General features: G+C 65.9%; 23 protein-coding genes. 18 read left to right on the forward strand and 5 right to left on the reverse strand.

Translation table 11 applies throughout. The features are described 5' to 3' along the window. Positions 1-9 precede the first annotated feature (9 nt). Positions 10-1,437 (reverse strand): hypothetical protein, encoded by a 1,428-nt coding sequence (locus HUK68_RS02055; protein ID WP_175502709.1) that lies wholly within the window; start codon positions 1,435-1,437, stop codon positions 10-12. 214 nt (positions 1,438-1,651) lie between these two features. On the opposite strand from HUK68_RS02055, the gene HUK68_RS02060 reads away from it, so the two are divergent. The 8 genes from HUK68_RS02060 to HUK68_RS02095 all read left to right on the forward strand — a co-directional run bounded on the left by HUK68_RS02060 (position 1,652) and on the right by HUK68_RS02095 (position 10,829). Continuing rightward, positions 1,652-2,323 carry a TetR/AcrR family transcriptional regulator gene (locus HUK68_RS02060; RefSeq protein WP_175502710.1) on the forward strand — a complete coding sequence of 224 codons (672 nt, stop codon included), beginning with the start codon at positions 1,652-1,654 and terminating at the stop codon, positions 2,321-2,323. 36 nt (positions 2,324-2,359) lie between these two features. Beyond that, positions 2,360-4,156 (forward strand): acyl-CoA dehydrogenase C-terminal domain-containing protein, encoded by a 1,797-nt coding sequence (locus HUK68_RS02065; RefSeq protein WP_175502711.1) that lies wholly within the window; start codon positions 2,360-2,362, stop codon positions 4,154-4,156. Between the two features lie 70 nt (positions 4,157-4,226). Continuing rightward, positions 4,227-4,661 (forward strand): DUF2147 domain-containing protein, encoded by a 435-nt coding sequence (locus HUK68_RS02070; RefSeq protein WP_390887725.1) that lies wholly within the window; start codon positions 4,227-4,229, stop codon positions 4,659-4,661. 54 nt (positions 4,662-4,715) lie between these two features. Next, positions 4,716-7,124: a 3-hydroxyacyl-CoA dehydrogenase/enoyl-CoA hydratase family protein gene (locus tag HUK68_RS02075; protein ID WP_175502713.1), complete on the forward strand. Its 2,409-nt coding sequence runs from the start codon at positions 4,716-4,718 to the stop codon at positions 7,122-7,124. A 19-nt stretch (positions 7,125-7,143) separates the two neighbouring features. Beyond that, positions 7,144-8,340 (forward strand): acetyl-CoA C-acyltransferase, encoded by a 1,197-nt coding sequence (locus tag HUK68_RS02080; protein ID WP_175502714.1) that lies wholly within the window; start codon positions 7,144-7,146, stop codon positions 8,338-8,340. 56 nt (positions 8,341-8,396) lie between these two features. Continuing rightward, the gene (locus HUK68_RS02085) at positions 8,397-9,221 is read left to right on the forward strand and encodes an acyl-CoA thioesterase (RefSeq protein WP_175502715.1); all 825 of its coding nucleotides are present in this window, start codon (positions 8,397-8,399) and stop codon (positions 9,219-9,221) included. Between the two features lie 30 nt (positions 9,222-9,251). Then, on the forward strand, positions 9,252-10,037 hold the full coding sequence (locus tag HUK68_RS02090) for an enoyl-CoA hydratase (RefSeq protein WP_175502716.1): 786 nt from the start codon (positions 9,252-9,254) through the stop codon (positions 10,035-10,037). A 159-nt stretch (positions 10,038-10,196) separates the two neighbouring features. Further along, the gene (locus HUK68_RS02095) at positions 10,197-10,829 is read left to right on the forward strand and encodes a bactofilin family protein (RefSeq protein WP_175502717.1); all 633 of its coding nucleotides are present in this window, start codon (positions 10,197-10,199) and stop codon (positions 10,827-10,829) included. Between the two features lie 52 nt (positions 10,830-10,881). Here the strand turns inward: HUK68_RS02095 and HUK68_RS02100 are convergent, their stop codons facing one another. Then, positions 10,882-11,346, reverse strand: a complete 465-nt coding sequence (locus HUK68_RS02100) for an acyl-CoA thioesterase (RefSeq protein ID WP_175502718.1) — start codon at positions 11,344-11,346, stop codon at positions 10,882-10,884. A 38-nt stretch (positions 11,347-11,384) separates the two neighbouring features. On the opposite strand from HUK68_RS02100, the gene HUK68_RS02105 reads away from it, so the two are divergent. Together HUK68_RS02105 and HUK68_RS02110 are read left to right on the forward strand one after the other, a co-directional pair. Then, positions 11,385-13,226, forward strand: a complete 1,842-nt coding sequence (locus HUK68_RS02105) for an ABCB family ABC transporter ATP-binding protein/permease (RefSeq protein ID WP_175502719.1) — start codon at positions 11,385-11,387, stop codon at positions 13,224-13,226. Positions 13,227-13,281: 55 nt separating this feature from the next. Further along, positions 13,282-14,223, forward strand: coding sequence for a 2-hydroxyacid dehydrogenase (locus HUK68_RS02110; protein ID WP_175502720.1), 942 nt, complete (start codon positions 13,282-13,284; stop codon positions 14,221-14,223). A gap of 90 nt (positions 14,224-14,313) precedes the next feature. Here the strand turns inward: HUK68_RS02110 and HUK68_RS02115 are convergent, their stop codons facing one another. From HUK68_RS02115 to HUK68_RS02125, 3 genes are read right to left on the reverse strand one after another with little or no spacing between them, the layout of a single operon-like run. Next, positions 14,314-15,348, reverse strand: a complete 1,035-nt coding sequence (locus HUK68_RS02115) for a DctP family TRAP transporter solute-binding subunit (RefSeq protein ID WP_175502721.1) — start codon at positions 15,346-15,348, stop codon at positions 14,314-14,316. 23 nt (positions 15,349-15,371) lie between these two features. Continuing rightward, positions 15,372-16,670, reverse strand: a complete 1,299-nt coding sequence (locus HUK68_RS02120; RefSeq protein WP_175502722.1) for a TRAP transporter large permease — start codon at positions 16,668-16,670, stop codon at positions 15,372-15,374. Further along, positions 16,667-17,209 (reverse strand): TRAP transporter small permease, encoded by a 543-nt coding sequence (locus HUK68_RS02125; protein ID WP_175502723.1) that lies wholly within the window; start codon positions 17,207-17,209, stop codon positions 16,667-16,669. Before HUK68_RS02125 ends, HUK68_RS02120 begins: the two co-directional genes overlap by 4 nt. Before the next feature lie 191 nt (positions 17,210-17,400). On the opposite strand from HUK68_RS02125, the gene HUK68_RS02130 reads away from it, so the two are divergent. The 8 genes from HUK68_RS02130 (at position 17,401) to htpX (ending at position 24,708) form a co-directional block, all read left to right on the forward strand. After that, on the forward strand, positions 17,401-18,339 hold the full coding sequence (locus tag HUK68_RS02130; RefSeq protein WP_175502724.1) for a LysR substrate-binding domain-containing protein: 939 nt from the start codon (positions 17,401-17,403) through the stop codon (positions 18,337-18,339). 209 nt (positions 18,340-18,548) lie between these two features. Beyond that, positions 18,549-19,448 (forward strand): amino acid ABC transporter substrate-binding protein, encoded by a 900-nt coding sequence (locus HUK68_RS02135; RefSeq protein ID WP_175502725.1) that lies wholly within the window; start codon positions 18,549-18,551, stop codon positions 19,446-19,448. A gap of 119 nt (positions 19,449-19,567) precedes the next feature. Then, a complete protein-coding gene (locus HUK68_RS02140; protein WP_175502726.1) occupies positions 19,568-20,323 on the forward strand; it encodes an amino acid ABC transporter permease in 756 nt (251 codons plus the stop codon). Positions 20,324-20,325: 2 nt separating this feature from the next. After that, positions 20,326-20,997 carry an amino acid ABC transporter permease gene (locus HUK68_RS02145; RefSeq protein ID WP_175502727.1) on the forward strand — a complete coding sequence of 224 codons (672 nt, stop codon included), beginning with the start codon at positions 20,326-20,328 and terminating at the stop codon, positions 20,995-20,997. Between the two features lie 57 nt (positions 20,998-21,054). Beyond that, positions 21,055-21,792: an amino acid ABC transporter ATP-binding protein gene (locus tag HUK68_RS02150; protein ID WP_175502728.1), complete on the forward strand. Its 738-nt coding sequence runs from the start codon at positions 21,055-21,057 to the stop codon at positions 21,790-21,792. Between the two features lie 131 nt (positions 21,793-21,923). Next, a complete protein-coding gene (gene pyrC / locus HUK68_RS02155) occupies positions 21,924-22,964 on the forward strand; it encodes a dihydroorotase (RefSeq protein ID WP_175502729.1) in 1,041 nt (346 codons plus the stop codon). Further along, positions 22,961-23,758 (forward strand): DUF3025 domain-containing protein, encoded by a 798-nt coding sequence (locus HUK68_RS02160; RefSeq protein WP_175505704.1) that lies wholly within the window; start codon positions 22,961-22,963, stop codon positions 23,756-23,758. Before pyrC ends, HUK68_RS02160 begins: the two co-directional genes overlap by 4 nt. A gap of 80 nt (positions 23,759-23,838) precedes the next feature. Further along, positions 23,839-24,708 (forward strand): protease HtpX, encoded by an 870-nt coding sequence (gene htpX / locus HUK68_RS02165; protein WP_175502730.1) that lies wholly within the window; start codon positions 23,839-23,841, stop codon positions 24,706-24,708. The last annotated feature ends 119 nt before the right edge of the window (positions 24,709-24,827 follow it).

The following is a 24,827-nucleotide window of genomic DNA, read 5'->3' on the forward strand; positions in this document are numbered from 1 at the left end:
GCACCGGCCTCATTGCCCTCCGAGCTTGCAGTCCCGGCGCACGCCTTGCAGGTAGATATCCGAGCCCTGGGTCTGGCCTTGCTCTTCCCAGACCAGCAGCACCTGACCCGAGGGCGCCGAGGCCGAGGCCAGCCGTGACTTGTTCGTGGCACGGGTGGACACCACAAACTGGGGGCACAGGGGCGCGCCGGCAGCATCGAGCTTGATGCCCTGGATGCTGTTGGGTTGGCCGGGGTTGGTCTCGATCCAGAAGGCCAGCGTGCCGTCGTCCGCAGCAATGCTCTGCAGGTCTCCGATGTCATGCAGCGCCAGCGGCCGCAGCGGACGGCCGGTCTCGCCCCATTGGCGCGCTCCGCTGGCGTTGATCCTCTGCGCATACAGGCCGCGGCGGTGCTGCGCCATGGCGTTGTCCAGTTCGGTCCACAGCACGGTGATCTCGCCGGTGGCTGGCTGGTAGGAGACAGCCGGACTCACGCGCGCCTGTTGCACGTCGGTTGACACCGGCACGCCATTGGCCGCAAAAGCCAGCTGGCCGTTGGCCAGCACATGCTGCGCAAAGACCTGGAGCTTGGGATCGATGCTGTACCAGGCAAACACTGCGCCGCCCTTGCCATCGGCCACGAAGCGCGGGAAATTGCCTTGCTGCAGCGAGCCGCCTTCAAAGACCTTCACATGGTTCGATCCCCAGAGCAGCTGGCCGCTGGGCGAGATCTTGTTGGCATAGAGATGCTTGGCGCCGGAAAAGCCCCGGCTGCGCACAAAGGAAACGATCACCGAGCCGTCAGCCGTCGCCTGCAGATCCGCGAGGGCGTAGGTGAAATTCGGCTCGGCCAACAGGAAATCCAGCGGCGCGCCGGAATCGTCGTGCCACACCGGGCGTCCCTGTGCATCGAGCTTGCGCAGCCGCACGCTGTTCTCGGTGTCGGCGCTCCAGCCGATGAATGACTGGCCGTCGGGCAATATCGAAACGTGGGGCGCGTGGCCGGAATGCGCGGTCTGGGCGTTCCACAGCAGTTTGCCGGCGCTGTCGATCTTGCTGGCGCTGATCGCGCGCTGGGGGGGATTGGGGCGATCGTCCTGGAACGTCAGCACGGCATTGCCCGGGACATCGGCGGCCAGGCCGTAGTCTTCGGTCCAGCCCACGCCCAGCTTGGCCACTTGGACGCCTTGGTGCGCGAACTGTTCCCTGCCGTCAGGCCCCAGGCGTTGCAGATACACGTCATAGCCTTGCGGCGGCGTGCCTTGCGGATGCAGCGCGAGCCAGCTGATCCACCAGTAGCCATCTTCCCGCACGGCAATCTGCGGCTGGACCTGGGCCGCGCCGGCAACATTGGCAAGCGGCGTGTTTTTCTGCGGATCCACGCTCCATTGGCTCCAGGCATTGGCGCTCAGGCACAACGCCAGCGTCAGGGCGGCAGAGGAAAGATGGCGGTTCATGGCACTCCTTTCAAATCCAGAGGGAGGACGTCGCACCGGCTGGTGACGAAAAGATTTCAGCATGGCCGCGCAAGGGAGCGCGCGCATTGCCCTTGCCGCCGCGGTCGGCATGGCCGGCGCGGAGCATGTGCATCTAGGTATTTACCCCTGTGGCGCATCCAGGTCAGAAATTTGTCGGGCAGAATAGAACGAACGTTCGTTTTATTTCCTTGCCATGCCTGTTTCCTCTGTGCTTTCCGACCACCCCTCCACTGCGCGCAGCGAGCCGCGCGGGTTGCACAAGGGGCAGCAGACCAAGGCCCATATCCTCGACGCGGCGCTGCACCTGGCATCGCAGGCGGGCCTTGAGGGCCTGTCGATAGGCGCGCTGGCCGCGGCCACGGGCATGAGCAAGTCCGGCGTGTTTGCCCATTTCGGCTCGCGCGAGGAACTGCAGATTTCCGTCGTGCGCGAGTACCACCAGCGCTTCGAGCAGGAGGTGTTTTTCCCGGCCATGCAGGCGCCGCGCGGGCTGCCGCGCCTGCGCGCGCTGTTCGACCTGTGGATGAAGCGCACCTCGGTCGAGCTGGATTCGGGCTGCATCTATATCAGCGGCGCGGTGGAATTCGACGACCGCACCGGTCCGGTGCGCGATGCGCTGGCCGACTCGGTCAACACCTGGCATGCCGCGATGCGCCGCACCATCGTTCAATGCCGTGAGCAGGGCGACCTACATGCCGATACGGATGAAGCCCAATTGCTTTTTGAGGTCCATGGGCTCATTCTGGCGTTGCATTACGAGGCCCGTTTCCTGCGCGCCCAGGGCGCGATGCAGCGTGCACGCCAGGGCTTCGAGAACATTCTGGCGCGCTTCAGCAACGCGCCTTCCGCCCCGCGCAGCATCTGAGCGCAACCATCACCATTTCATTGGAGGAGACAACCCATGCCCAGCTATCAACCGCCCCTGCGTGACATGCAGTTCCTGCTGCACGAAGTGTTCGAGGTCACGCAGGAGTTCCAGGCCATGCCGCGGCATGCCGAGGTCGATGCCGACACCATCAACGCGGTACTGGAAGAGGCGGGCAAGTTCGCGGCCGATGTGGTCTTTCCGCTGAACATCAGCGGCGACGAGCAAGGCTGCACGCTCGACCGCGACACCCATGCAGTGACCACGCCCGAAGGTTTCAAGCAAGCCTATGCCCAGTATGTCGAGGGCGGCTGGGCGGCGCTGAGCTGCGACCCCGAATACGGCGGCCAGGGCCTGCCGTTCGTCGTCAACCAGTGCCTCTATGAAATGCTCAACAGCGCCAACCAGGCCTGGACCATGTATCCCGGCCTGTCGCACGGTGCCTATGAAGCCCTGCACACGCATGGCACCGAGGCGCAAAAGCAGCTGTACCTGCCCAAGCTGACCAGCGGCGAGTGGACCGGCACCATGTGCCTGACCGAGGCCCACTGCGGCACCGACCTGGGCCTGCTGCGCACCAAGGCCGAGCCGCTGCCCGACGGCAGCTACAAGCTCACCGGCAACAAGATCTTCATCAGCGCCGGCGAGCATGACTTCACGGAAAACATCGTGCACCTGGTGCTGGCCCGCCTGCCCGATGCGCCGGCCGGCTCCAAGGGCATCAGCCTGTTTGTCGTGCCCAAGTTCCTGGTCAACGCCGATGGCAGCCTGGGCGAGCGCAATCCGATCTTCTGCGGCGGGCTCGAGCACAAGATGGGCATCCATGGCAACGCCACGGCCCAGCTGAACCTCGATGGCGCTGTCGGCACGCTGGTCGGCCAGCCCCACAAAGGCCTGGCAGCGATGTTCGTGATGATGAATGCCGCGCGCCTGGGCGTGGGCAACCAGTCGCTGGGCCTGACCGAAGTCGCGTTCCAGAACGCGCTGGCTTATGCCAAGGACCGGCTGCAGATGCGCAGCCTGTCGGGCACCAAGGCCAAGGACAAGCCGGCCGACCCGATCATCGTCCATCCCGATGTGCGCCGCATGCTGCTCACCGCCAAGGCCTATGCCGAAGGCGGGCGCGCGCTGTCCACGTTCTGCGCGGTGCTGATCGACAAGGAATTGCACCACCCCGACGAGAAGGTGCGCAAGGACAGCGCCGAACTGGTGGCGCTGCTCACGCCGGTGGTCAAGGCCTTCCTGACCGACAACGGCTGGACCGCGACCACGCTGAGCCAGCAGGTCTATGGCGGCCACGGCTACATCAAGGAATGGGGCATGGAGCAGTTCGTGCGCGATGCGCGCATCAACATGATCTATGAAGGCACGAATGGCGTGCAGGCGCTCGACCTGCTGGGCCGCAAGGTGCTGGGCAACCAGGGCGCGAGCCTGAAGAAGTTCGGCAAGCTGGTGGCGCGGCTGGTGGAGGAGGAGGGCGTCAACGAGAAGATGGCCGAATTCATCAACCCGATCGCGCTGCTCGGCGAGCAGATGACCAAGTTCACCACCGAGATCGGCTTCAAGGGCATGCAGAACCCCGATGAGGTCGGTGCGGCCTCGGTCGACTACCTGCGCGTGGCCGGCCATCTGGTGTTCGGCTACCTGTTCGCGCGCATGGCCCAGGTCGCGCTGCGCGCGATCGCCGCCGGCAACAGCGACCCGTTCTACCTGGCCAAGCTGCAGACCGCGCGCTTTTACTTTGCCAAGCTGTTCCCCGAGACCGCGACGCTGATGCGCACCGCGCGTGCCGGCAGCCGGGTGCTGATGGACAGCGACGCGGCGCTGGCCTGAGGCCTGGGGCTGGGTCCCCGCCCCGGCCCTTTTCATCGGACTTTTGCCTTTTTTCTTCAAGGAGATGCTCATGTTCAAAGCTTTTGCTACGCTGGTCTGCCTTGGCATTGCCGTACCCGCCTGGGCGCAGATGACGCCCGTGGGCCTGTGGAAAAGCGTCGACGACAAGACGGGCGAGCCCAAGTCGGAGATCCGCATCACGGAGCAGGGCGGCGAGCTCAGCGGGCGCGTGGAAAAGCTGCTGCGCCCGGGCGCCGATGCGGCCGCGCGCTGCACGGCCTGCACCGACGAGCGCAAGGACCAGCCCATGGTCGGACTGGAAATCATCCGCGGCGCGAAGAAGGCCGAAGGCAAGGAGGTCTGGGAAGGCGGCAAGATCCTCGACCCCGAATCGGGCAAGTCCTACACCCTGCGGCTCACGCCCACCGACAGCGGAGCCAAGCTCGATGTGCGCGGCTCGATCGGGCCGTTCGGCCGCACCCAGACCTGGGTGCGCGTGCAGTAAGCCCTCTGTTTCGCGGCCCCGCGCCAGGCGCGGGGCGCATTACCTGGAATTCCCATGTCACGATTTGCAGTGAAGAAAGTCGCCGTGCTTGGCGCCGGCGTGATGGGCGCGCAGATTGCCGCCCATCTGGTCAACGTCAAGGTGCCGGTCATCCTGTTCGACCTGCCGGCCAAGGACGGCCCGAAAAGCGGCATTGCCGAAAAGGCGATCGCCAACCTGAAGAAACTCAAGCCGTCGCCGCTGGGCGTGGCCGGCGATGCCGATCTGATCCAGCCCGCGAACTACGAGCAGCACCTCAAGCTGCTCAAGGGCTGCGACCTGATCATCGAGGCCATTGCCGAGCGCATGGACTGGAAGACCGACCTGTACCAGAAGATCGCGCCTTTCGTCGCGAAGCACGCCATCGTCGCCAGCAACACCTCCGGGCTGTCGATCACGCAGCTGGGCGCGGCCTTGCCCGAGGCGCTGCGGCCGCGCTTTTGCGGCATCCACTTCTTCAACCCGCCGCGCTACATGCAACTTGTGGAGCTGATCGCCACGCCGGCCACCGATGCCCAGGTGGTCGACCAGCTCGAAGCCTTCGCGACCAGCACGCTGGGCAAGGGCGTGGTGCGCGCCAAGGACACGCCGAACTTCATCGCCAACCGCATCGGCATCGCCGGCATGCTGGGCACGATGCAGGAGGTCGAGAACTTCGGCCTCGGCTACGACGTGGTCGACGACCTCACGGGCAAGAAGCTGGGCCGCGCATCGAGCGGCACCTTCCGCACCGCCGATGTCGTGGGCCTGGACACCATGGCGCATGTGATCAAGACGCTGCAGGACAACCTCAGCGCCGACAGCGATCCGTTCTACGCCAGCTACGCCACGCCGCCGGTGCTGCAAAAGCTGCTCGACCTGGGCCAGCTGGGCCAGAAGTCGGGCGCGGGCTTCTACAAGAAGGTCGGGCGCGACATCCTGCGCTTCGAGCTCGACAGCGAGGACTACGTGCCTGGCGGCGCGAAGGCCGATGAGGTCTATGCGCGCATGCTGAAAAAGCCCGCGGCCGAGCGCCTGAAGCTGCTGCGCAATGCCGAGGGCGCGCCCGGCAAGTTCCTCTGGGCCATCCTGCGCAACAGCTTCCATTACGCGGCCGTGCATCTGGAGGGCATTGCCGAGAGCGCGCGCGACGTCGACCAGGCGATGCGCTGGGGCTTCGGCATGCGCCAGGGGCCGTTCGAGCTGTGGCAGGAAGCCGGCTGGCTCGAGGTCGCAAAAATGGTGCAGGAAGATATCGATGCCGGCAAGGCGCTGAGCCGCGCCCCGCTGCCGGCCTGGGTGTTCGAGGGCCCGGTGGCCGAGGCCGGCGGCGTGCACACGGCCGCAGGCTCGTGGAGCCCGGCGCAGCGCCAGTTCGTTGCGCGCCGCGATCTGCCGGTCTATGCGCGCCAGCTGTTTCCCGAGCGGCTGCTGGGCGAGGCGGGCGAAGGCTTCGAGACCGCGGGCACGACGCTCAGCGAAACCGATGCGCTGCGCGTGTGGACGCTCGATGAAGGCGAGGACCGGGTGCTGATTGCCAGCATCAAGAACAAGATGCATGCGATCAGCCCGGCCGTGATGGAAGGGCTCATGGAAGCGCTGGAACTGGCCGAAGCCGAGTATGCGGGCATGGTCATCTGGTCGGGCGACGCGCCGTTCAGCGTCGGCGCCGACCTGCAGGCCACCATGCCGGCGTTTGTCGTCGGCGGCGCCGATGCGGTGGAGAGCATCGAACAGGAGCTGCAGCAGCTGATGCTGCGCCTGCGCTATGCGCAGGTGCCGGTCGTGGCCGGCATCCACGGCATGGCGCTGGGCGGCGGCTGCGAGCTGGCCGTGCACTGCGCACGCCGCGTGGCGCACATGGAAAGCTATATCGGGCTGGTCGAAGTCGGCGTCGGCCTGGTGCCGGGCGCGGGCGGGCTGACCTACATCGCGCGGCGCGCGGCCGAGAACGCCGCCACCTCGACCGGCAAGGACCTGCTGCCCTTCCTGACAGAAGGCTTCACGGCCGCGGCCATGGCCAAGGTCGGCACCAGCGCGCTGGAATCGCGCCAGCTGGGCTATCTGCTCGACAGCGACATCATCGTCGCGCACAAGGACGAAGTGCTGTTCGTGGCGCTCAACGAAGCCCGGGCGCTGGCTTCGAGCGGCTGGCGCGCGCCGCACAAGCGGCTGTTCCCGGTCGCCGGGCGCAGCGGCATTGCAACGATCCGCGGCTCGCTGGTCAACATGCGCGATGGCGGCTTCATCAGCGACCACGACCAATACATCGCGACGCTGATTGCCGGGGTGGTCTGCGGCGGCGATGTCGACGCCGGCACGCTGGTCAGCGAGGAGTACCTGATGCAACTCGAGCGCAAGGCTTTCTGCGGGCTGATTGCGCACCCGAAGAGCCAGGAGCGCATCCTGGGCATGCTGTCCACCGGCAAGCCACTGCGCAATTGATGTGGCAAAGGAATAGAACATGAAACAGATCCAGGACGCCTATATCGTTGCCGCGACGCGCACGCCCATCGGCCGCTCGCACAAGGGCTTCTTTCGCAACTACCGGCCCGACGACCTGCTGGCCACGACGCTCAAGAGCGCGCTGGCCCAGGTGCCCGGGCTCGACCCGGCGAGCATCGAGGACATCGTCTGCGGCTGCGCGATCCCCGAGGCCCAGCAGGGGCTGAACGTGGCGCGCATCGCGGCCGTGCTCGCGGGCCTGCCGACCAGCGTCGGCGGCATCACCGTCAACCGTTTCTGTGCTTCGGGCCTGTCGGCGGTGCAGATGGCGGCCGACCGCATCCGCGTGGGCGAGGCCGACGTGATGATTGCCGCGGGCGTCGAGAGCATGAGCATGGTGCCGATGATGGGCAATGCGCCCAGCCTGTCGCCCAGCATCTTCGCGCGCGACGGCGACGTGGGCATCGCCTACGGCATGGGCCTCACGGCCGAGAAGGTCGCGCAGCAATGGAAGGTGAGCCGCGAGGCCCAGGATGCCTTCGCGCTGGCCTCGCACCAGAAGGCGCTCGCGGCCCAGGCTGCGGGCGCATTCGCCGACGAGATCACGCCGATCGAAGTCACCGACCACGCGCTGGACCTGGTCTCGGGCGAGATCGCGCTGAACACGCGCACCGTGTCGCTGGACGAAGGCGCACGCCCCGACACCAGCCTCGAAGGCCTGGCCAAGCTGCGCACGGTGTTTGCGGCGCGCGGCAGCGTGACCGCGGGCAACAGCTCGCAGACCAGCGATGGCGCGGGCGCGCTGATCCTGGCCAGCGAGTCGGCCGTCAAACGCTTCGGCCTGACGCCGCTGGCGCGTTTCGTGAGCTTTGCAAGCAAGGGCGTGCCGCCGGTGATCATGGGCATCGGCCCGATCGAGGCGATTCCCGCAGCGCTGCGCTATGCCGGCCTGAACCAGCAGGACATCGACTGGTTCGAGCTCAACGAAGCGTTTGCGGCGCAGTCGCTGGCGGTCATCAACACGCTGGGCCTCGACCCGGCCAAGGTCAACCCGATGGGCGGCGCGATTGCGCTGGGCCATCCGCTGGGCGCGACCGGAGCGATCCGCGCGGCCACGGTGGTGCATGCGCTGCGCCGCAACCAGCTCAAATACGGCATGGTGACCATGTGCGTCGGCATGGGGCAGGGGGCCGCAGGCATCTTCGAGCGCGTGTGAGCGCTACAGTCGCCAAAACGACCGCCGTCCCGGCTTTTCCCGCCCACACTTGCGCCATGACCATGACCCATCCTCTTGATTCGGCATTACAACTGCAACCGGTGTCCCCAGGCCAGTACGAAGGACAAACCAGCCCCGGCTACTGGAACATGGTGGGGCCGTTTGGCGGCATCACCGCGGCCACGCTGGTCAAGGCGGTCATGGACCATCCGCAGCGCCTGGGCGAACCGCTGTCGCTCACCGTGAACTACGCCGGCGCGCTCACCGCGGGCACGTTCACGCTGCAGGTCACGCCGGTGCGCACCAACCGCTCGACCCAGCACTGGACGCTGTCGGTGCTGCAGGTCGATGGCGAAGGCGAACTCGTCGTGACGACCACGGCCACCGTCGTGACCGCGGTGCGGCGCGAGACCTGGAGCATGTCCGACGAACCCATGCCCGAGGTGGTGCCGCCGGGCGAACTGCAGCGCATTGCTCCGGGCTTTGGCGTCGAATGGCTCTCGCGCTACGAGATGCGCCCGGTGCAGGGGGCGCTGCCCAAGGACTGGGATGGTGCGGTCAGCTCCAGCCTGTCGCAGCTGTGGATGCGCGACGACCCGCCGCGGCCGCTGGACTTCTGCGCGCTGGCCGCGCTGGCCGATGTGTTCTTTCCCCGCGTCTGGCTGCGCCGCGCGCGCCGGGTGCCGGCGGGCACGGTATCGATCACGGTCTATTTCCACGCCAGCCAGGCGCAGCTGCAGACCACGGGCACGGGCTATCTGCTGGGCCAGGCGCGCGGCCAGGAGTTTCGCAACGGCTTCTTCGACCAGACGGCGCAGCTCTGGAACGAGGCCGGCTATCTGCTTGCCACCAGCCACCAGATTGTCTATTTCAAGGAATGAAACGCGCGCCGCGCAAGGGAAAATGACGCCATGACAGCTACCACCTCCTCCGACATCCTGGTGCACACCGAAGACGGTGTCTGCACGCTCACCTTCAACCGCGCCGCGAAGAAGAACTCGATCACTTCCGAGATGTATGGCGCGATGGCCGATGCGCTGGCCGCCGCGCGCGAAGACGCCGCGGTGCGCGTGCTCGTGTTCCAGGGCGACCTGGCGATCTTCAGTGCCGGCAACGACCTGGGCGACTTTCTCAACGCGGCCCAGAACAGCGTGGCCGGCGACACCCCGGTCATGCGCTTCATGCACAACCTCGCCGACTTCCCCAAGCCGGTCATCGCCGCGGTCTGCGGCCCCGCCGTGGGCATCGGCACCACCATGCTGCTGCATTGCGACCTGGTCTATGCAGGCGACAACGCGGCGTTCTCGCTGCCTTTCGTGAACCTGGGCCTGTGCCCGGAGTTCAGCTCCAGCCTGCTGCTGCCCCAGCTGATGGGCTACCACCGCGCGGCCGAGGCCCTGTTGCTGGGCGAGCCTTTCCTCGCCGAAGCCGCGCTCGAAGTCGGCCTGGTCAACCGCGTGGTGCCGCCCAGCGAATGCAACGCCCTGGCCCAGCGCCAGGCGCGCAAGCTGGCCGCCAAGCCGCTGTCGGCGCTGGTCGAGTCCAAGCGCCTGATGAAATCGGGCCAAGCCTCCCTGGTGCGCACCCGCATGGCCGAGGAAGGCCAGAGCTTCGGCCGCATGCTGCATGAGCCTGCGGCGCGCGAAGCCGTTTCGGCCTTCCTGGAAAAGCGCCACCCCGACTTCAGCAAGGTGTAGGTCCGGCGACAGGTCTGTCAGCCAAGCACTTATAGATGTGTAATCAAGAAACGCTTGCAAGCAGATGCGTCTCTCGAAGGACTTGGTTACTTTTATTGCGTGATGAGGGGAATTATTGCCAAGATGGGGCTCTAGCATGGACGCTTTCTAGGAGAGACCATGGCTGTGCAGAACCCCTTTTTTGGCAAGCGTGACAACGACAGTTTCACCCCCCGTACTCCCGCAACCGGTCTGGCATCGACCGGCAACAGCTATGGCGCATCCCAGGCCAGCACCCCGAGCGGCAGCACCCAGGCTGTCCAGGGCGCCGCTGCGGCCCAGGGGCAGAGCCAGGGCGGCAGCCGCCTGATCGTCGGCCCCAACATCAAGCTCAAGGGCGTTGAAATCACCGATTGCGACACGCTGGTAGTCGAAGGCACGGTCGAAGCCACCATGGATTCGCGTGTGATCGAGATTGCCGAACAGGGCGCTTTCCACGGCACGGCCGAAATCGATGTGGCGGAAATCCGCGGCGTGTTCGACGGCACGCTGGTGGTGCGCGAGAAGCTCGTGATCTACGGCACGGGCAAGGTCAGCGGCAAGATCCGCTACGGCAAGGTGGTGATCGAAGAGGGCGGCGAACTCACGGGCCAGATCGAGGCCGGTTCTTCGGCGCGCAGCGCCGCGCCCGCCATCGCCCTGGGCAACAGCACGCCGGCCGCCATTGTCACGCCGGCGGCGCCGGCTGCGGTCGCCAGCAGCCCGGCCACGGTGGCCAGCCAGCCACGCCAGGTGGCCGGCGCTACCGCCTGAGCCAGGTTTTGCCTTCCAGCCGCGGCCAGCATGCCGGGGCTGGCCGCAACGTTCAATCGGTTTTTTGCGCCGCGTTGCGCGCTATCGCCGCGCGCCACGCGGCGATCTGCGCGTTCTCGGGCAGCGCCTGCGGCTTGCCCTGCGCATCGATGGCGACATAGGTCAGCAAGGCCTCGGTCACCTTGACGAAGCGCCCCTGGTCGGCAAAGCGCTCGGCATAGACTTCGACATCGACCGTCACCGAGGTGCGGCCCACGCGTTGCACGCTCGAATAGAACGACAGGATGTCGCCGACGCGCACCGGCTGCTTGAAGATGAATTCATTGACCGCCACGGTCACCATGCGCGGGCCCAGGCGCGAGGGCAGCACCGAACCCGCAAGATCGACCTGCGCCATGACCCAGCCGCCGAAGATGTCGCCATTGGCGTTGACATCGGCAGGCATGGGAATCACCTTGAGCACGAGAACCTTGTCTGCGGGCAATGGGTGGGGAGGAAGGTCTTGACGCGGTGGCATTGGCACAATCGGAAATATAACAACCGAAATTGTCCCCGATGCGCCGCTCCGCCGAGTCTTCTCAGGATTTACCCTTATCCGCTTCTCCAGCTTCCCGCGCCGGCTGGTCCACGCTGCAACGGCTGCTGCCCTATCTCTGGGAGTACAAGTGGCGCGTGCTCGCGGCCTTGCTGTTCATGGTGGCCGCCAAGCTGGCCAATGTCGGTGTGCCCCTGCTGCTCAAGCAACTGGTCGATGCGCTGACGCTCAAGCCCGGCGACCCGGCCGCGGTGCTGGTCGTGCCCGCGGCGCTGCTGCTGGCCTATGGCGCGCTGCGCTTTTCCACCTCGCTGTTCACCGAGCTGCGCGACCTGGTGTTCGCCAAGGCCACGCAGGGCGCGGCGCGCAGCATCGCGCTCAAGACCTTCGAGCACCTGCATGCGCTGAGCCTGCGCTTTCACCTCGAGCGCCAGACCGGCGGCATGACGCGCGACATCGAGCGCGGCGTGCGCAGCACCGAGTCGCTGATCTCGTATTCGCTCTACAGCATCCTGCCGACGCTGATCGAGATGGCGCTGGTGCTGTCCATCCTCGCGCTGCGCTTCGATGCCTGGTTCGCGCTGATCACGCTGGCCGCTCTGGCGGTGTACATCGTGTTCACCGTGCAGGTCACGGGCTGGCGCACGCGCTTTCGCCGCGAGGCCAATGCCCAGGAGTCGGCGGCGCACACCAAGGCCGTCGATTCGCTGCTGAACTACGAGACCGTCAAATATTTCGGCAACGAGGGTTTCGAGGCGCGGCGCTACGACGAGAACCTCGAGGAATTGCGCCGCGTGCGCCTGCGCAGCCAGACCACGCTGAGCCTGCTCAATGCGGGCCAGCAGATCATCATTGCCTCGGCGCTGGTGGCCATGCTGTGGCGCGCGACGCAAGGCGTGGTCGACGGCCGGCTGACGCTGGGCGACCTGGTCATGGTCAACGCCTTCATGATCCAGCTCTACATCCCGCTGAACTTCCTCGGCGTGATCTACCGCGAGATCAAGCAGAGCCTGGTCGACCTGGACCGGATGTTCGAGCTCATGGACCGCGCGCGCGAAGTCGCGGATGCGCCCGGCGCGCCCGCACTGCAGCTCGCCGGCACCCAGGCGGTGCGCTTCGAGAACGTGCACTTCGCCTACGACCCGGCGCGGCCCATCCTGCGCGGCGTCGATTTCGAGATTCCCGCGGGCAAGACCGTGGCCGTGGTCGGGCCGTCCGGATCGGGCAAGTCGACGCTGGCGCGGCTGCTGTTTCGTTTCTACGATGTGCAGCAGGGCCGCGTGACGATCGCGGGCCAGGACATCCGCAGCGTGACCCAGGCCAGCCTGCGCCAGGCCATCGGCATCGTGCCCCAGGACACGGTGCTGTTCAACGACAGCGTCGAATACAACATTGCCTACGGCCGGCCGGGCGCAAGCCACGACGAGGTGGTGGCCGCGGCGCGCGCGGCGCGCATCCATGACTTCATCGATGCCACCCCTGAGGGCTATGCCACGCGCGTGGGCGAGCGCGGGCTCAAGCTGTCGGGCGGCGAGAAGCAGCGCGTGGCGATCGCGCGCACGCTGCTGAAGAATCCGCCCATCCTGATCTTCGACGAAGCCACGTCGGCGCTGGACTCGGCCAACGAGCGCGCCATCCAGGCCGAGCTGCAGAGCGCGGCGCGCAACAAGACCACGCTGCTGATTGCGCACCGGCTGTCGACGGTGGTCGATGCGCATGAAATCCTGGTGCTCGAGGCCGGGCAGGTGCTCGAGCGCGGCACCCATCGCCAGCTGCTGGCGCTGGGCGGGCGCTATGCCAGCATGTGGGCGCTGCAGCAGAGCCTGGCCGTGGACGACGGCACCGCGCCGGCGCTGGCCTGAGCGCGGCAGACGTGGCGAGGGTGGACAATGTATTTTTTCTGTTGCGCCATCCGCCATGAAACCTGTACTGCTTGCGTTGAACTTCCTTTCCCCGGAGCACCGGGCCCAGCTGGCCCAGGCCTTTCCCACGCTGGAGCTGGTCTACGAGCCCGACGCGGCGCAGTGCGCCGCGGCCATCGCCACCCATGGCGCGCGCGTGCAGGTGGTGCTGACCATTGGCTCCACGGGCCTGAGCGCGGCGCAGATGCAGGCCCTGCCCGCACTGCAGCTGGTCTGCGCGCTGGGCGTGGGCTACGAGAACATCGATGTCGCGCATGCGCGCGCGCATGGCATCCAGGTGGGCAATGGCGCGGGCACCAATGACGAAAGCGTGGCCGACCATGCGATGGGCCTGATGCTGGCCTCGCTGCGCGGCATCGTGCGCCTGGACCGGCTCACGCGCGACGGCGTCTGGCGCACGGCGCTGCCCATGCCGCCGCAGCTGTCGCACAAGCGGCTGGGCATTCTGGGCATGGGCACCATAGGCCAGCGCATTGCGCAGCGCGCGCAGGGGTTCGAGATGGAGATCGGCTACCACAACCGCAGCCCGCGCAGCGACGTGGCCCACCGCTACTTCGACGGGGTGCGCGCGCTGGCCGCCTGGTCCGATGTGCTGGTGGTAGCCATTCCCGGCGGTGCCGAGACCCGCCATCTGGTCAATGCCGAGGTGCTTGAAGCGCTGGGCCCGAACGGCCATCTGGTGAACATCGCGCGCGGCAGCGTGGTCGATACCGCCGCGCTGGCCGAAGCCATCCGCGCCGGCCGCATTGCGGGCGCGGGGCTCGATGTCTATGAAAGCGAGCCGCTGCCGCCGGCCGAACTGCTCGATCTCGACAAGGTGGTGCTCACGCCGCATGTCGCCGGCTGGTCGCCCGAGGCGGTGCAGGCGGCGGTGGACCGGTTCATTGCCAATCTGCGCTGCCACCTCGAGGGGCGGCCGCTGGTGTCGCCGGTGTGAGGGAGCAATGCTTTAGCTTGCGGGGGCCGTTCATGGTTCGACGCGGCCGGCGAGGCAGGCTCACCACGAACGGGGCGCCGGGCAGCGCGGTTACTGCTTTCTCGCTGCAATCGCCTTTTCTGCCTTGTTGACCAGATCGTTGCCGATCTGGCCCTTCCACTTCTCATACACCGGGCGCGTGGCCTTGACGAAGGCTTCGCGTTCGGCCGGGCTCAGCTGGGTCACGGTCACGCCCATGCCGGCGATTTCCTTGAGCATGGGCTTGTCGGCTTCGACCAGGCCCTTGCGCGCGATCGCGATTTCCTGCTTGCCCGCATCGAGCGCGGCCTGGCGCACGATGGCCTGGTCGGCCGGGGTCCACGAGCCCCAGATGTCCTTGTTGACCACGAACACCAGCGGGTCGGCCATGTAGCCCCAGGTGGTCACGTATTTCTGGCCCACGGTGTGCATCTTCAGCACCGTGAACATGAACAGCGGGTTCTCCTGGCCGTCCACCGCGCCGCTGGCGAGCGCCGGCTGCGCGTCAGCCCAGCTCATCTGCGTGGGATTGGCGCCCAGAGTGCTGAACATGTCGGAGAAGATCGGCGAGCCGACCACGCGGATCTTCAGGCCCTTGAGGTCCTCGGGCTTGTGGATCGCGCGCTTGGAGTTGCTGACCTCGCGGTAGCCGTTCTCGCCCCAGGCCAGCGGCACCACGCCGGCCTTCTCGAGGTTCTTGAAGATGTCCTGGCCGACTTCGCCCTGCGTCAGCGCATCGACGGCGGCGTAGTCGGGCGTGAGGAACGGCAGCGAGAACAGGTTCAGCGACTTGACCTGGGGCGACCAGTTGATGGTCGAGCCGACGGCCATGTCGATCACGCCCTGGCGCAGTGCGCTGAACTCGCGCGTCTGGTCGCCCTGGATCAGCGAGACGCCGGGGTAGAGCTTGATGTTGATGCGCCCCTGGGTGCGCTCCTTGACCAGCCTGGCCCAGATCTCGCCGGCCTGGCCCCAGGGCGATGGCGGGCCCAGCACCAGCGACATGCGGTATTCGCTCTTGTAGTTCTGGGCCAGCGCCGCGGGAGCGGTCAAGGCCAGTGCCGCGGCCGCGGCCAGCGCGGTGGTCAGAAAGCTGCGCAGTTTCATGCTTGTCTCCTAGAGGTTGTTATTCAATATCCGAGGCGGTGGGGAAGCCACAGCGCAAGCTGCGGGAAGGCAATGACCAGCAGCATCACGGCAAACATCGCCAGCAGCATCGGGCCGACCCAGCGCACGGTCGACTCCATGCGCACGCCTGCGATGCGGCACGAGACCATCAGGTTCACGGCCAGCGGCGGCGTGAACTGACCCAGCGCGACCTTGAGCGTCAGGATGACGCCGAACCACACCGGATCCCACTGGTAGTGCTGCATGATGGGCAGCAGCAGCGGCACGAAGATCAGGAACACCGAGATGCCGTCGAGGAACATGCCGACGGTGATCAAGAGCAGGATCAGCAGCGCCAGCACGCCGTATTCGCCCAGGCCCGAGTTGACGATGGCATTGGCCACCGGATCGATCACGCCCAGCGTCGACAGCGAGAACGCGAAGATGCCGGCCAGCGACACCACCAGCAGGATGACCGCCGACAGTTCACCGGCTTCGCGCAGGATGGGGAACAGGTCGCGCACCGAAATGGTGCGGTGCACCACCATGCCCACGAACAGCCCGTAGAACACCGCGACCACGGCGGCCTCGGTGGGCGTGAACCAGCCCGCGCGCATGCCGCCCAGGATCAGCACCGGCGCGGCCAGGCCCCAGGCGGCTTCGCGCAGGCTCTTCCAGAACGGCGGGCGCGGCAGCGTGGCCTCCAATGCGCCCATCTTGTGCCGGCGCGACAGCCACACGGCGGGCACGATCAGCGCAATGCCGGCCAGCACGCCCGGAATCATGCCGGCCGCAAACAGCGCCGGCACCGAAGCGCCGGGCACCAGCACCGAATAGATGATGAACGCCACCGAAGGCGGGATCAGGATGTCGGTGGCCGCGGCCGCGCCGACCACGCTGGCCGAGAACGAGCCCGGGTAGCCGGCGCGGCTCATGGCCGCGATCATCACGCCGCCCACGGCCGCGGCATTGGCCGGGCCCGAGCCCGAGATGCCGCCGAGGAACATGGCCACCGCAATCGCCACCAGCGGCAGCATGCCCGGGCCGCGCCCGACGATGGCGATCGCGAAGTTCACCAGCCGCAGCGCCACGCCGGAGCGGTCGAAGATCGCACCCACCAGCACGAACATCGGAATGGCCAGCAGCGGGTACTTGCCCAGGCCGGCATAGAAGTTCTGCGGCACGGCCAGCAGGCCGAACCACTGGGCGTCGGCATTGGCCAGCGCGATGCAGGCCGCGCCCGCCAAGCCCAGCGCGGCGCCGATCGGCACGCCCGCGCTCATCAGCAGCACAAAGGCCACGAACAGCAGTGTGGCAATCATGGCTGGCGCTCTGGTGCGGTGGATTCGGCTTCGGTCGCCACGGGGCGCAGGCCCTGGCGCCGGTACAGGCCCAGCGCGCGCAGCACGATGGCCGTCGAGCACACCGGCAGCCAGATCGAGTACCACCACTGCGGCACGCCAATGCCGGGCGAGGTTTCCTCGAAGCGGAAATCATCCCAGACCACGCGCACGCTGAGCACGGCAATCAGGCCGAACAGCAGCGCCACCATAAGCGAGCCCAGGCGCGCGAGCCGGCGCCGGCGCACGGCCGAGCCGCCATGGGAGAAGTATTCGATGCGGATGTGCTGGTCGCGCGCCACGGCGGCCGAGCCCGCGACCATGGCCAGCAGGATCATCAGGAAAACCGAGATCTCCTCGGTCCAGGCAAACGAGGAATTGGTGAGGTAGCGCACCAGCACGTTGGCAAAGGTGATCAGGGCCAGCGCGGCCATGATGATGACGGTGAGCCAGTCTTCGATGCGCAGGGAGCGGGGAGGGGCCGACGCGTCGTGGTCGGGAGGCAGTTGGTCAGAGGGCATGGGCGCGGACAGTCAGGAAAACGCAGGGCAACGGGGAAGCGACTTTCGCCATGCCCGAAGGTGTCGTGTACCGCGGGGCCTGACGCGCGCCCGCCGGGTGAAGTGGGCAAAATGATTATCTGGCCCGGTCGCGCGGCTGACCATGCGGGTTGCCCCGAGGCAGCGCTTGCCGGCGCGCTGATAATGGCGGGATGGAAACCAAATGGCTTGAAGATTTTGTGAGCTTGGCTGAGACCCGCAGTTTCAGCCGCTCGGCGCAATTGCGCCACGTGACACAGCCCGCGTTTTCGCGCCGTATCCAGGCGCTCGAAGCCTGGGCCGGGACCGATCTGGTCGACCGCAGCTCCTATCCGACCCGGCTCACGCCCGCGGGCAAGACGATGTACGAGCAGGCGCTGGAAATGCTCCAATCGTTGCAAAGTACCCGCAGCATGTTGCGTGCGCACGTCAGTGCAGGCAAGGGAATGATTGGTTTTGCGGTGCCGCACACGCTGGCCTTCACCTTCTTTCCCGCCTGGGTATCGAAGCTGCATGGGCTGTTCGGGCCGTTTCGCAGCCGGCTGTTTGCACTCAACGTGCACGATGCGGTCATGCGCCTGGTCGAAGGCGGCTGCGACCTGCTGATTGCCTACCACCACCCGTCGCAGCCTTTCCAGCTCGATCCGGACCGCTATGAAATGGTGAGCCTGGGGCGGGAGATTCTCGCGCCGTATTCCAAGCCCGACGCCGAAGGCCGGCCGCTGCACCTGCTGCCCGGCACCCAGGGCCAGCCGCTGCCCTACCTGGGATATGCCTCCGGGGCCTATCTGGGCCGCGTGACCGAGCTGATACTGAAGCAGGCCGGCGAGGCAATCCACCTCGAACGCGTCTATGAGACCGACATGGCCGAGGGCCTCAAGGCCATGGCGCTCGAAGGCCATGGCGTGGCCTTCCTGCCCTACAGCGCCGTGCGCACCGAGCTCGAGTCCGGACGGCTGGTCAGTGCCGAACCCGCGGGCGAGGAGTCGTTTCGCATGCCGATGGATGTGCGCGCCTACCGCGAGAAACCGACCAAGGACTCGCCCAAGGGCGTGGCGCAGAACCTCTGGACCTTCCTGCAGGAGCATGGAAATTCACTGGAACTGGGCTGAGGAAGCAGCTTGTAACGCCGCAGGCCCGTTTTTTGCTAGGTGTTTACCCTCAAGTGGTCGCATTTATGCATTGTTTGGGAACTTTCCCTGTGGGTATAGCTATCGAATCCTTACCACAGTAGCAAAATGCCTCTACAGTCAGTTTTTGCAACAAGCCCCAACGCTTCCCCGGGTTGCGTTTTTTGTCCCCCGTCATCAGAGGAGTAGGTATGAAGAAACATTTGTTGGCCATTGCTGTCACCGGTCTGCTTGCTGGCACCGTCATGGCGCAAACCAATGACACCCTGGCCAAGATCAAGTCCTCGGGCACGATCACGCTGGGCGTGCGCGAATCCTCGGGCGCACTGGCCTACACGCTGGGCGACGGCAAGTATGTGGGCTTCCACACCGAAATGGCCGAGCGCGTTGCGCGCGACCTGCAAAAGCAGCTGGGCCTGTCGGCGCTGAACGTCAAGTACCAGCCCGTCACGTCGCAGAACCGCATTCCGCTGGTGACCAACGGTACCGTCGACCTCGAGTGCGGCTCGACCACCAACGACACCAACCGCCAGAAGGATGTCGACTTCGCCATGACCACCTACATGGAAGAAGTGCGCATTGCCGTGAAGGCCAACTCGGGCATCAACGGCATCAAGGACCTGAACGGCAAGTCGGTCGCCACCACCACGGGCACCACTTCGGTGCAGATCCTGCGCAAGAACGAACGCGCACAGGGCATCGACTTCAAGGAAGTCATGGGCAAGGACCACGCCGACAGCTTCCTGCTGCTCGAGTCGGGCCGCGCCGATGCGTTCGTGATGGACGGCTCCATCCTGGCCGGCAACATCTCCAAGTCGAAGAGCCCCAACGACTTCAAGATCGTCGGCGAAGTGCTGTCGGTCGAGCCGATTGCCTGCATGGTGCGCAAGAACGACACCGCCTTCCTGAAGGCCGTGGACACCAGCATCCAGCGTCAGGTCGCCGATGGCAGCCTGGAAAAGCTGTATGACAAGTGGTTCATGCAACCGATTCCGCCCGCCAACCAGAAGGTCGGCCTGCCTCTGTCGGACGCCACCAAGAACGCCTGGAAGAACCCCAACAACAAGCCCAAGGAAGCTTTCAACAAGTAAACTGGTCTGACGTTTGGGATAAAACCCCCTTCGGCCTGCTGAAGGGGGTTTTTTGTGTGGTGCCGAAGATGCATGCAGCGTTTTGCGCGCCCTCGGTTTGAGGCAATAAAGGAAATCCTATGGCTTGGGATTGGCAGGTGTTCTGCGAGGACACCCTGGACCGCGTCGCGGTACAGGGCTGCTTCGGCAAGGGCGGCGATATCACTTACCTGGACTGGATGCTGTCCGCCTGGGGGTGGACGGTGTCGGTATCGCTGCTGGCGTTGATATTGGCGCTGGTGGTGGGCGGAGTGATCGGCGTGCTGCGCACGCTGCCCGACAGCCCGTGGCTGGTGCGTTTCGGCAACGCGTGGGTCGAGCTGTTTCGCAACATTCCGCTGCTGGTGCAGATCTTCCTCTGGTACCACGTGGTGCCGGCGTTCATCCCGGCAATGAAGTCCGTGCCCGGCTTCGTGCTGGTGGTGCTGGCCCTGGGTTTCTTCACCTCGGCGCGTATCGCCGAGCAGGTGCGCTCCGGGCTGCAATCGCTGCCGCGCGGCCAGCGCTACGCGGGCATGGCCGTGGGTTTCACGACCTGGCAGACCTACCGCTACGTGCTGCTGCCCATGGGGCTGCGCATCATCATTCCGCCGCTGACCAGCGAGACGATGAACATCTTCAAGAACTCGTCGGTGGCGTTTGCCGTTTCCGTGACCGAACTGACCATGTTCGCCATGCAGGCGCAGGAAGAAACCGGCCGCGGCATCGAGGTCTACCTGGCCGTGACCGGCCTGTACGTGGTTTCGGCCTTCACCATCAACCGTCTCATGGCCTGGATTGAAAAGCGCGCGCGCGTGCCCGGCATGATTTCCGCTTCGAGCGCAGGAGGACACTGAGCATGGGCCTGCATCTCGACTTTGGTTTCTACAACTGGGACCTGGTGAGCAATTTTGTGCTCAAGGGCCTGTATTTCAGCTTGATGCTGACCGTGGTCGCGACCATTGGCGGCATCCTGTTCGGCACGCTGCTGGCGCTGATGCGCCTGTCGGGCAGGAAGTGGCTGGAAGTGCCGGCGACGATCTACGTCAACGGCATGCGCTCGATTCCGCTGGTGATGGTGATCCTGTGGTTCTTCCTGCTGATGCCGGCACTGATCGGCAAGCCGATCGGCGCGGAACTGTCGGCCTACATCACCTTCATTGCCTTCGAGGCCGCCTACTTCAGCGAGATCATGCGCGCGGGCATCCAGTCGATCGCCCGTGGCCAGGTGAACGCCGGCCAGGCGCTGGGCATGACCTACGGCCAGAACATGCGTCTGGTGGTACTGCCGCAGGCTTTCCGCAACATGCTGCCGGTGCTGCTGACGCAGACCATCATCCTGTTCCAGGACACCTCGCTGGTCTATGCCATCGGCGCCTACGACATGCTCAAGGGCTTCGAGGTCGCGGGCAAGAACTATGGCCGGCCGATCGAGGCCTACCTGGCCGCGGCCGTGGCCTATTTCGTGCTGTGCTTCGCGCTGTCCTGGCTGGTCAAGCGCCTGCACAAGAAGATTGCCATCATTCGCTAAACGATCCCTTGAGCCGCTGCGCAGCAATGGACAACTGACACGAGTCGGAGAGTAAAAATGATTGAAATGAAGAACGTCTCCAAGTGGTACGGCAGCTTTCAGGTGCTGACCGACTGCTCGACGAACATCAGCAAGGGCGAGGTGGTGGTGGTCTGCGGCCCGTCGGGTTCGGGCAAGTCGACGCTGATCAAGACCATCAACGCACTCGAGCCCTTCCAGCAAGGCCAGATCTTCGTCGACGGCACGCCGGTGCACGACCCCAAGACCAACCTGCCCAAGCTGCGCAGCCGCGTGGGCATGGTGTTCCAGCACTTCGAGCTGTTCCCGCACCTGTCGGTGACCGAGAATCTGACCATCGCGCAGATCAAGGTGCTGGGCCGCAGCGCCGACGAAGCGCGCCAGCGCGGCTTGAAGATGCTCGACCGCGTGGGCCTCACGGCGCACAAGGACAAGTTCCCGGGCCAGCTCTCGGGCGGCCAGCAGCAGCGCGTGGCGATCGCGCGCGCGCTGTCGATGGACCCGATCGTGATGCTGTTCGACGAACCCACGTCGGCGCTCGACCCGGAAATGGTCGGCGAAGTGCTCGACGTGATGGTGGGCCTGGCCAACGAAGGCATGACCATGATGTGCGTGACGCATGAAATGGGCTTTGCGCGCAAGGTCGCCAGCCGCGTGATCTTCATGGACGTCGGTGGCAAGATCCTCGAGGACTGCTCCAGCGACGAGTTCTTCAAGAACCCCGAGGCGCGCCAGCCACGCACCAAGGACTTCCTCAACAAGATCCTGCAACACTAATCTCCCTGACGCGCAGTGCGCGTCAGCCAAGGAACAATGCCCGTTCTTCCTGATCCTGAGTTTTGCGAGGGATTGCAGGATGAATGGGCATTTTTGCGAGCGTCGCGCTTGCAATGGGAAAATACCGCTTTATGACCGCCCCCATCGATTCCCTCACCATCACCCGCCCCGACGACTGGCACCTGCATGTGCGCGACGGCGAGGCGCTGTACACCGTCGTGCCGCATACCGCCGCCCAGTTCGGGCGCGCGATCATCATGCCCAACCTGAAGCCGCCGGTCACGACGGCCGCGCAGGCGCAGGCCTACCGCGAACGCATTCTCGCGGCCGTGCCCGAAGGCATCTCCTTCGAGCCGCTGATGACGCTGTACCTCACAGACAACACCCCGGCCGAGGAAATCGTGCGTGCCAAGGCCGCAGGCGTGGTGGCGCTCAAGCTCTACCCGGCGGGTGCGACCACCAACAGCGATGCCGGCGTGACCGACCTGCGCAAGACCTATTCGACGCTCGAGGCCATGCAGCGCGAGGGCCTGCTGCTGCTGGTGCATGGCGAGGTCACGGGCAGCGAGATCGACCTGTTCGACCGCGAGGCGGCCTTCATCGAGCAGCAGCTGATTCCGCTGCGCCGCGATTTCCCCGAATTGAAGATCGTCTTCGAGCACATCACCACCCGCGAAGCCGCGCAGTATGTGACCGAGGCCGACCGTTTTGTCGGCGCGACCATCACGCCCCAGCATCTGCTGTTCAACCGCAACGCGATCTTCACCGGCGGCATCCGCCCGCATTACTACTGCCTGCCCGTGCTCAAGCGCGAGACCCACCGCCTGGCGCTGGTCGAGGCCGCGACCAGCGGCAACGCCAGGTTCTTCCTGGGCACCGACAGCGCGCCGCATGCCGCCCATCTCAAGGAGCATGCGACCGGCTGCGCGGGTTGCTACAGCGCGCATGCGGCGATCGAGATGTATGCCGAAGCCTTCGACAACGCGGGCGCGCTCGACAAGCTCGAAGCGTTTGCGAGCTTCAACGGGCCGGACTTCTACAGCCTGCCGCGCAACACCGGCACCATCACGCTGCGCCGCGAATCCTGGACACCGCCCGAAAGCTTCGCGTTTGGCGAAGCCCAGCTCAAGCCGCTGCGCTCGGGCGAAGCGCTGCCTTGGAAGCTGGTCTGACGCCTGCCGTCGACTGGTCGGCGCCCTGGCTGCAAAGCCTGCGCGCCGTGGCCGAGCCCATCCACGCGCGCATCGTCGCGGGAGGCAAGGTCGCCGATGCCGTCAATGCCGGATTGGCCGCGCTGCAGGCACAGGGCCGGCTGAAGGAACTCGCGGGCTGGCGCTTCGTGCCGCAGGCCGCATTGCCGCCGAGCATGGCTTACGAGGCGTTCATCCGCCGCGAGCATGCGGTGCCCACGCGCTGCAATCTGCACGACTTCTTCAATGCAATGGTCTGGCTGCACTATCCGCAGCTCAAGCTGCAGCTCAATGCGCTGCAGGCGCAGCAGATCGCGCAGGACGGCGTGGGCGCGCGGCGCGGGCCGCTGCGCGATGCGGCCACGCTGCTGGACGAGAACGGCGCGCTGCTGCTGGCGCCGCCCGCGCTGGAGCAGGCGCTGCGCCTGCGCGACTGGCAGCGGCTGGGCATCGGGCTGCGCCAGCTGTGGCGGCAGGCGCGGCTGTTGCCGCTGGGCCATGCACTGCTGGAAAAGCTGGTGCAGCCGCGCAAGTCGATCACCGCGCATGTGCTGTGCCTGCCTGCGGCAATCGCCGATGCCGAAGTCGACGCCGCGCTGGCCGGCCAATGCAGTGCCGGATGGCTCGCGCAAAAACCCTTTAGCCCCTTGCCGGTGCTGGGCGTGCCGGGCTGGTGGCAGGGGAATGAACAGGTTTGCTTTTATGATGATCCCCGCGTGTTTCGCAGCGCCCGGCCTCACAAGCCCATACAACAGAAAGACGGCACCGCTGCGTGACTTGAACCGTGCATCACCCGCCCCCAGATAGGGTCTTGCGGTGAATGCGCCGCTTTTCTCCATATGGAGTACCCATCCCCATGAAACGTATTGCTCTTTTTCTATTGACCAACATTGCCGTCGTGGCGGTGTTGGGCATCGTCGCCAGCCTGCTGGGCGTCAACCGCTACCTCACCGCCAACGGGCTCAACCTCGGTGCGCTGCTGGGCTTCGCCTTCATCATGGGCTTTGGCGGCGCGATCATCTCGCTGCTGATCAGCAAGCCCGTGGCCAAGTGGTCGTCGGGCGTGCACGTGATCAACGAGCCGCGCAATGCCGATGAGGCCTGGATCGTCAACACCGTGCGCGGCTTTGCCGACAAGGCCGGCATCGGCATGCCCGAGGTCGGCATCTATGAAGGCGAACCGAATGCGTTTGCCACGGGCGCGTTCAAGAACAACGCGCTGGTCGCGGTGTCGACCGGCCTGCTGTCGGGCATGACGCGCGAGGAAGTCGAGGCCGTCATCGGCCATGAAGTCGCGCACATTGCCAATGGCGACATGGTCACCATGACGCTGATCCAGGGCGTGATGAACACCTTTGTGGTGTTCCTGTCGCGCGTGATCGGCTATGCGGTGGACAGTTTCCTGCGCAAGAACGACAGCGAAAGCTCGGGCCCGGGCATCGGCTATTACGTGACCACCATCGTGCTCGACATCCTGCTGGGATTCGTGGCCGCGATGATCGTCGCCTGGTTCAGCCGCCAGCGCGAGTTCCGCGCCGACGCCGGCGCCGCGCAGCTCATGGGCCGCAAGCAGCCGATGATCAACGCCCTGGCGCGCCTGGGCGGCATGCATCCGGGCGAGCTGCCCAAGAGCGTGGCCACGCTGGGCATCACCGGCAACATCGGCAAGCTGTTCTCCACCCATCCCCCGATGGAAGAGCGCATTGCCGCACTGCAAAAGGCCTGACCTCCGGGGCTGGGCCCCGTGTGCTGCATGAAAAGCCCGCGTTGAAGGACGTGGGCTTTTTTTCGCCTGGGGAGGGGTAGGTCCCGCTCTCCCTGAGCCTGTCGAAGGGCGTCTAAGCC

This window comes from Comamonas antarctica, assembly GCF_013363755.1.
Taxonomy (GTDB): domain Bacteria; phylum Pseudomonadota; class Gammaproteobacteria; order Burkholderiales; family Burkholderiaceae_C; genus Comamonas; species Comamonas antarctica.

Coding starts and splice junctions, on each gene's coding strand:
- HUK68_RS02055 (WP_175502709.1), bottom strand. CDS start 1,437: ATGAACCGCCATCTTTCCTCTGCCGCCCTGACGCTGGCGTTGTGCCTG.
- HUK68_RS02060 (WP_175502710.1), top strand. CDS start 1,652: ATGCCTGTTTCCTCTGTGCTTTCCGACCACCCCTCCACTGCGCGCAGC.
- HUK68_RS02065 (WP_175502711.1), top strand. CDS start 2,360: ATGCCCAGCTATCAACCGCCCCTGCGTGACATGCAGTTCCTGCTGCAC.
- HUK68_RS02070 (WP_390887725.1), top strand. CDS start 4,227: ATGTTCAAAGCTTTTGCTACGCTGGTCTGCCTTGGCATTGCCGTACCC.
- HUK68_RS02075 (WP_175502713.1), top strand. CDS start 4,716: ATGTCACGATTTGCAGTGAAGAAAGTCGCCGTGCTTGGCGCCGGCGTG.
- HUK68_RS02080 (WP_175502714.1), top strand. CDS start 7,144: ATGAAACAGATCCAGGACGCCTATATCGTTGCCGCGACGCGCACGCCC.
- HUK68_RS02085 (WP_175502715.1), top strand. CDS start 8,397: ATGACCATGACCCATCCTCTTGATTCGGCATTACAACTGCAACCGGTG.
- HUK68_RS02090 (WP_175502716.1), top strand. CDS start 9,252: ATGACAGCTACCACCTCCTCCGACATCCTGGTGCACACCGAAGACGGT.
- HUK68_RS02095 (WP_175502717.1), top strand. CDS start 10,197: ATGGCTGTGCAGAACCCCTTTTTTGGCAAGCGTGACAACGACAGTTTC.
- HUK68_RS02100 (WP_175502718.1), bottom strand. CDS start 11,346: ATGCCACCGCGTCAAGACCTTCCTCCCCACCCATTGCCCGCAGACAAG.
- HUK68_RS02105 (WP_175502719.1), top strand. CDS start 11,385: ATGCGCCGCTCCGCCGAGTCTTCTCAGGATTTACCCTTATCCGCTTCT.
- HUK68_RS02110 (WP_175502720.1), top strand. CDS start 13,282: ATGAAACCTGTACTGCTTGCGTTGAACTTCCTTTCCCCGGAGCACCGG.
- HUK68_RS02115 (WP_175502721.1), bottom strand. CDS start 15,348: ATGAAACTGCGCAGCTTTCTGACCACCGCGCTGGCCGCGGCCGCGGCA.
- HUK68_RS02120 (WP_175502722.1), bottom strand. CDS start 16,670: ATGATTGCCACACTGCTGTTCGTGGCCTTTGTGCTGCTGATGAGCGCG.
- HUK68_RS02125 (WP_175502723.1), bottom strand. CDS start 17,209: ATGCCCTCTGACCAACTGCCTCCCGACCACGACGCGTCGGCCCCTCCC.
- HUK68_RS02130 (WP_175502724.1), top strand. CDS start 17,401: ATGGAAACCAAATGGCTTGAAGATTTTGTGAGCTTGGCTGAGACCCGC.
- HUK68_RS02135 (WP_175502725.1), top strand. CDS start 18,549: ATGAAGAAACATTTGTTGGCCATTGCTGTCACCGGTCTGCTTGCTGGC.
- HUK68_RS02140 (WP_175502726.1), top strand. CDS start 19,568: ATGGCTTGGGATTGGCAGGTGTTCTGCGAGGACACCCTGGACCGCGTC.
- HUK68_RS02145 (WP_175502727.1), top strand. CDS start 20,326: ATGGGCCTGCATCTCGACTTTGGTTTCTACAACTGGGACCTGGTGAGC.
- HUK68_RS02150 (WP_175502728.1), top strand. CDS start 21,055: ATGATTGAAATGAAGAACGTCTCCAAGTGGTACGGCAGCTTTCAGGTG.
- pyrC (WP_175502729.1), top strand. CDS start 21,924: ATGACCGCCCCCATCGATTCCCTCACCATCACCCGCCCCGACGACTGG.
- htpX (WP_175502730.1), top strand. CDS start 23,839: ATGAAACGTATTGCTCTTTTTCTATTGACCAACATTGCCGTCGTGGCG.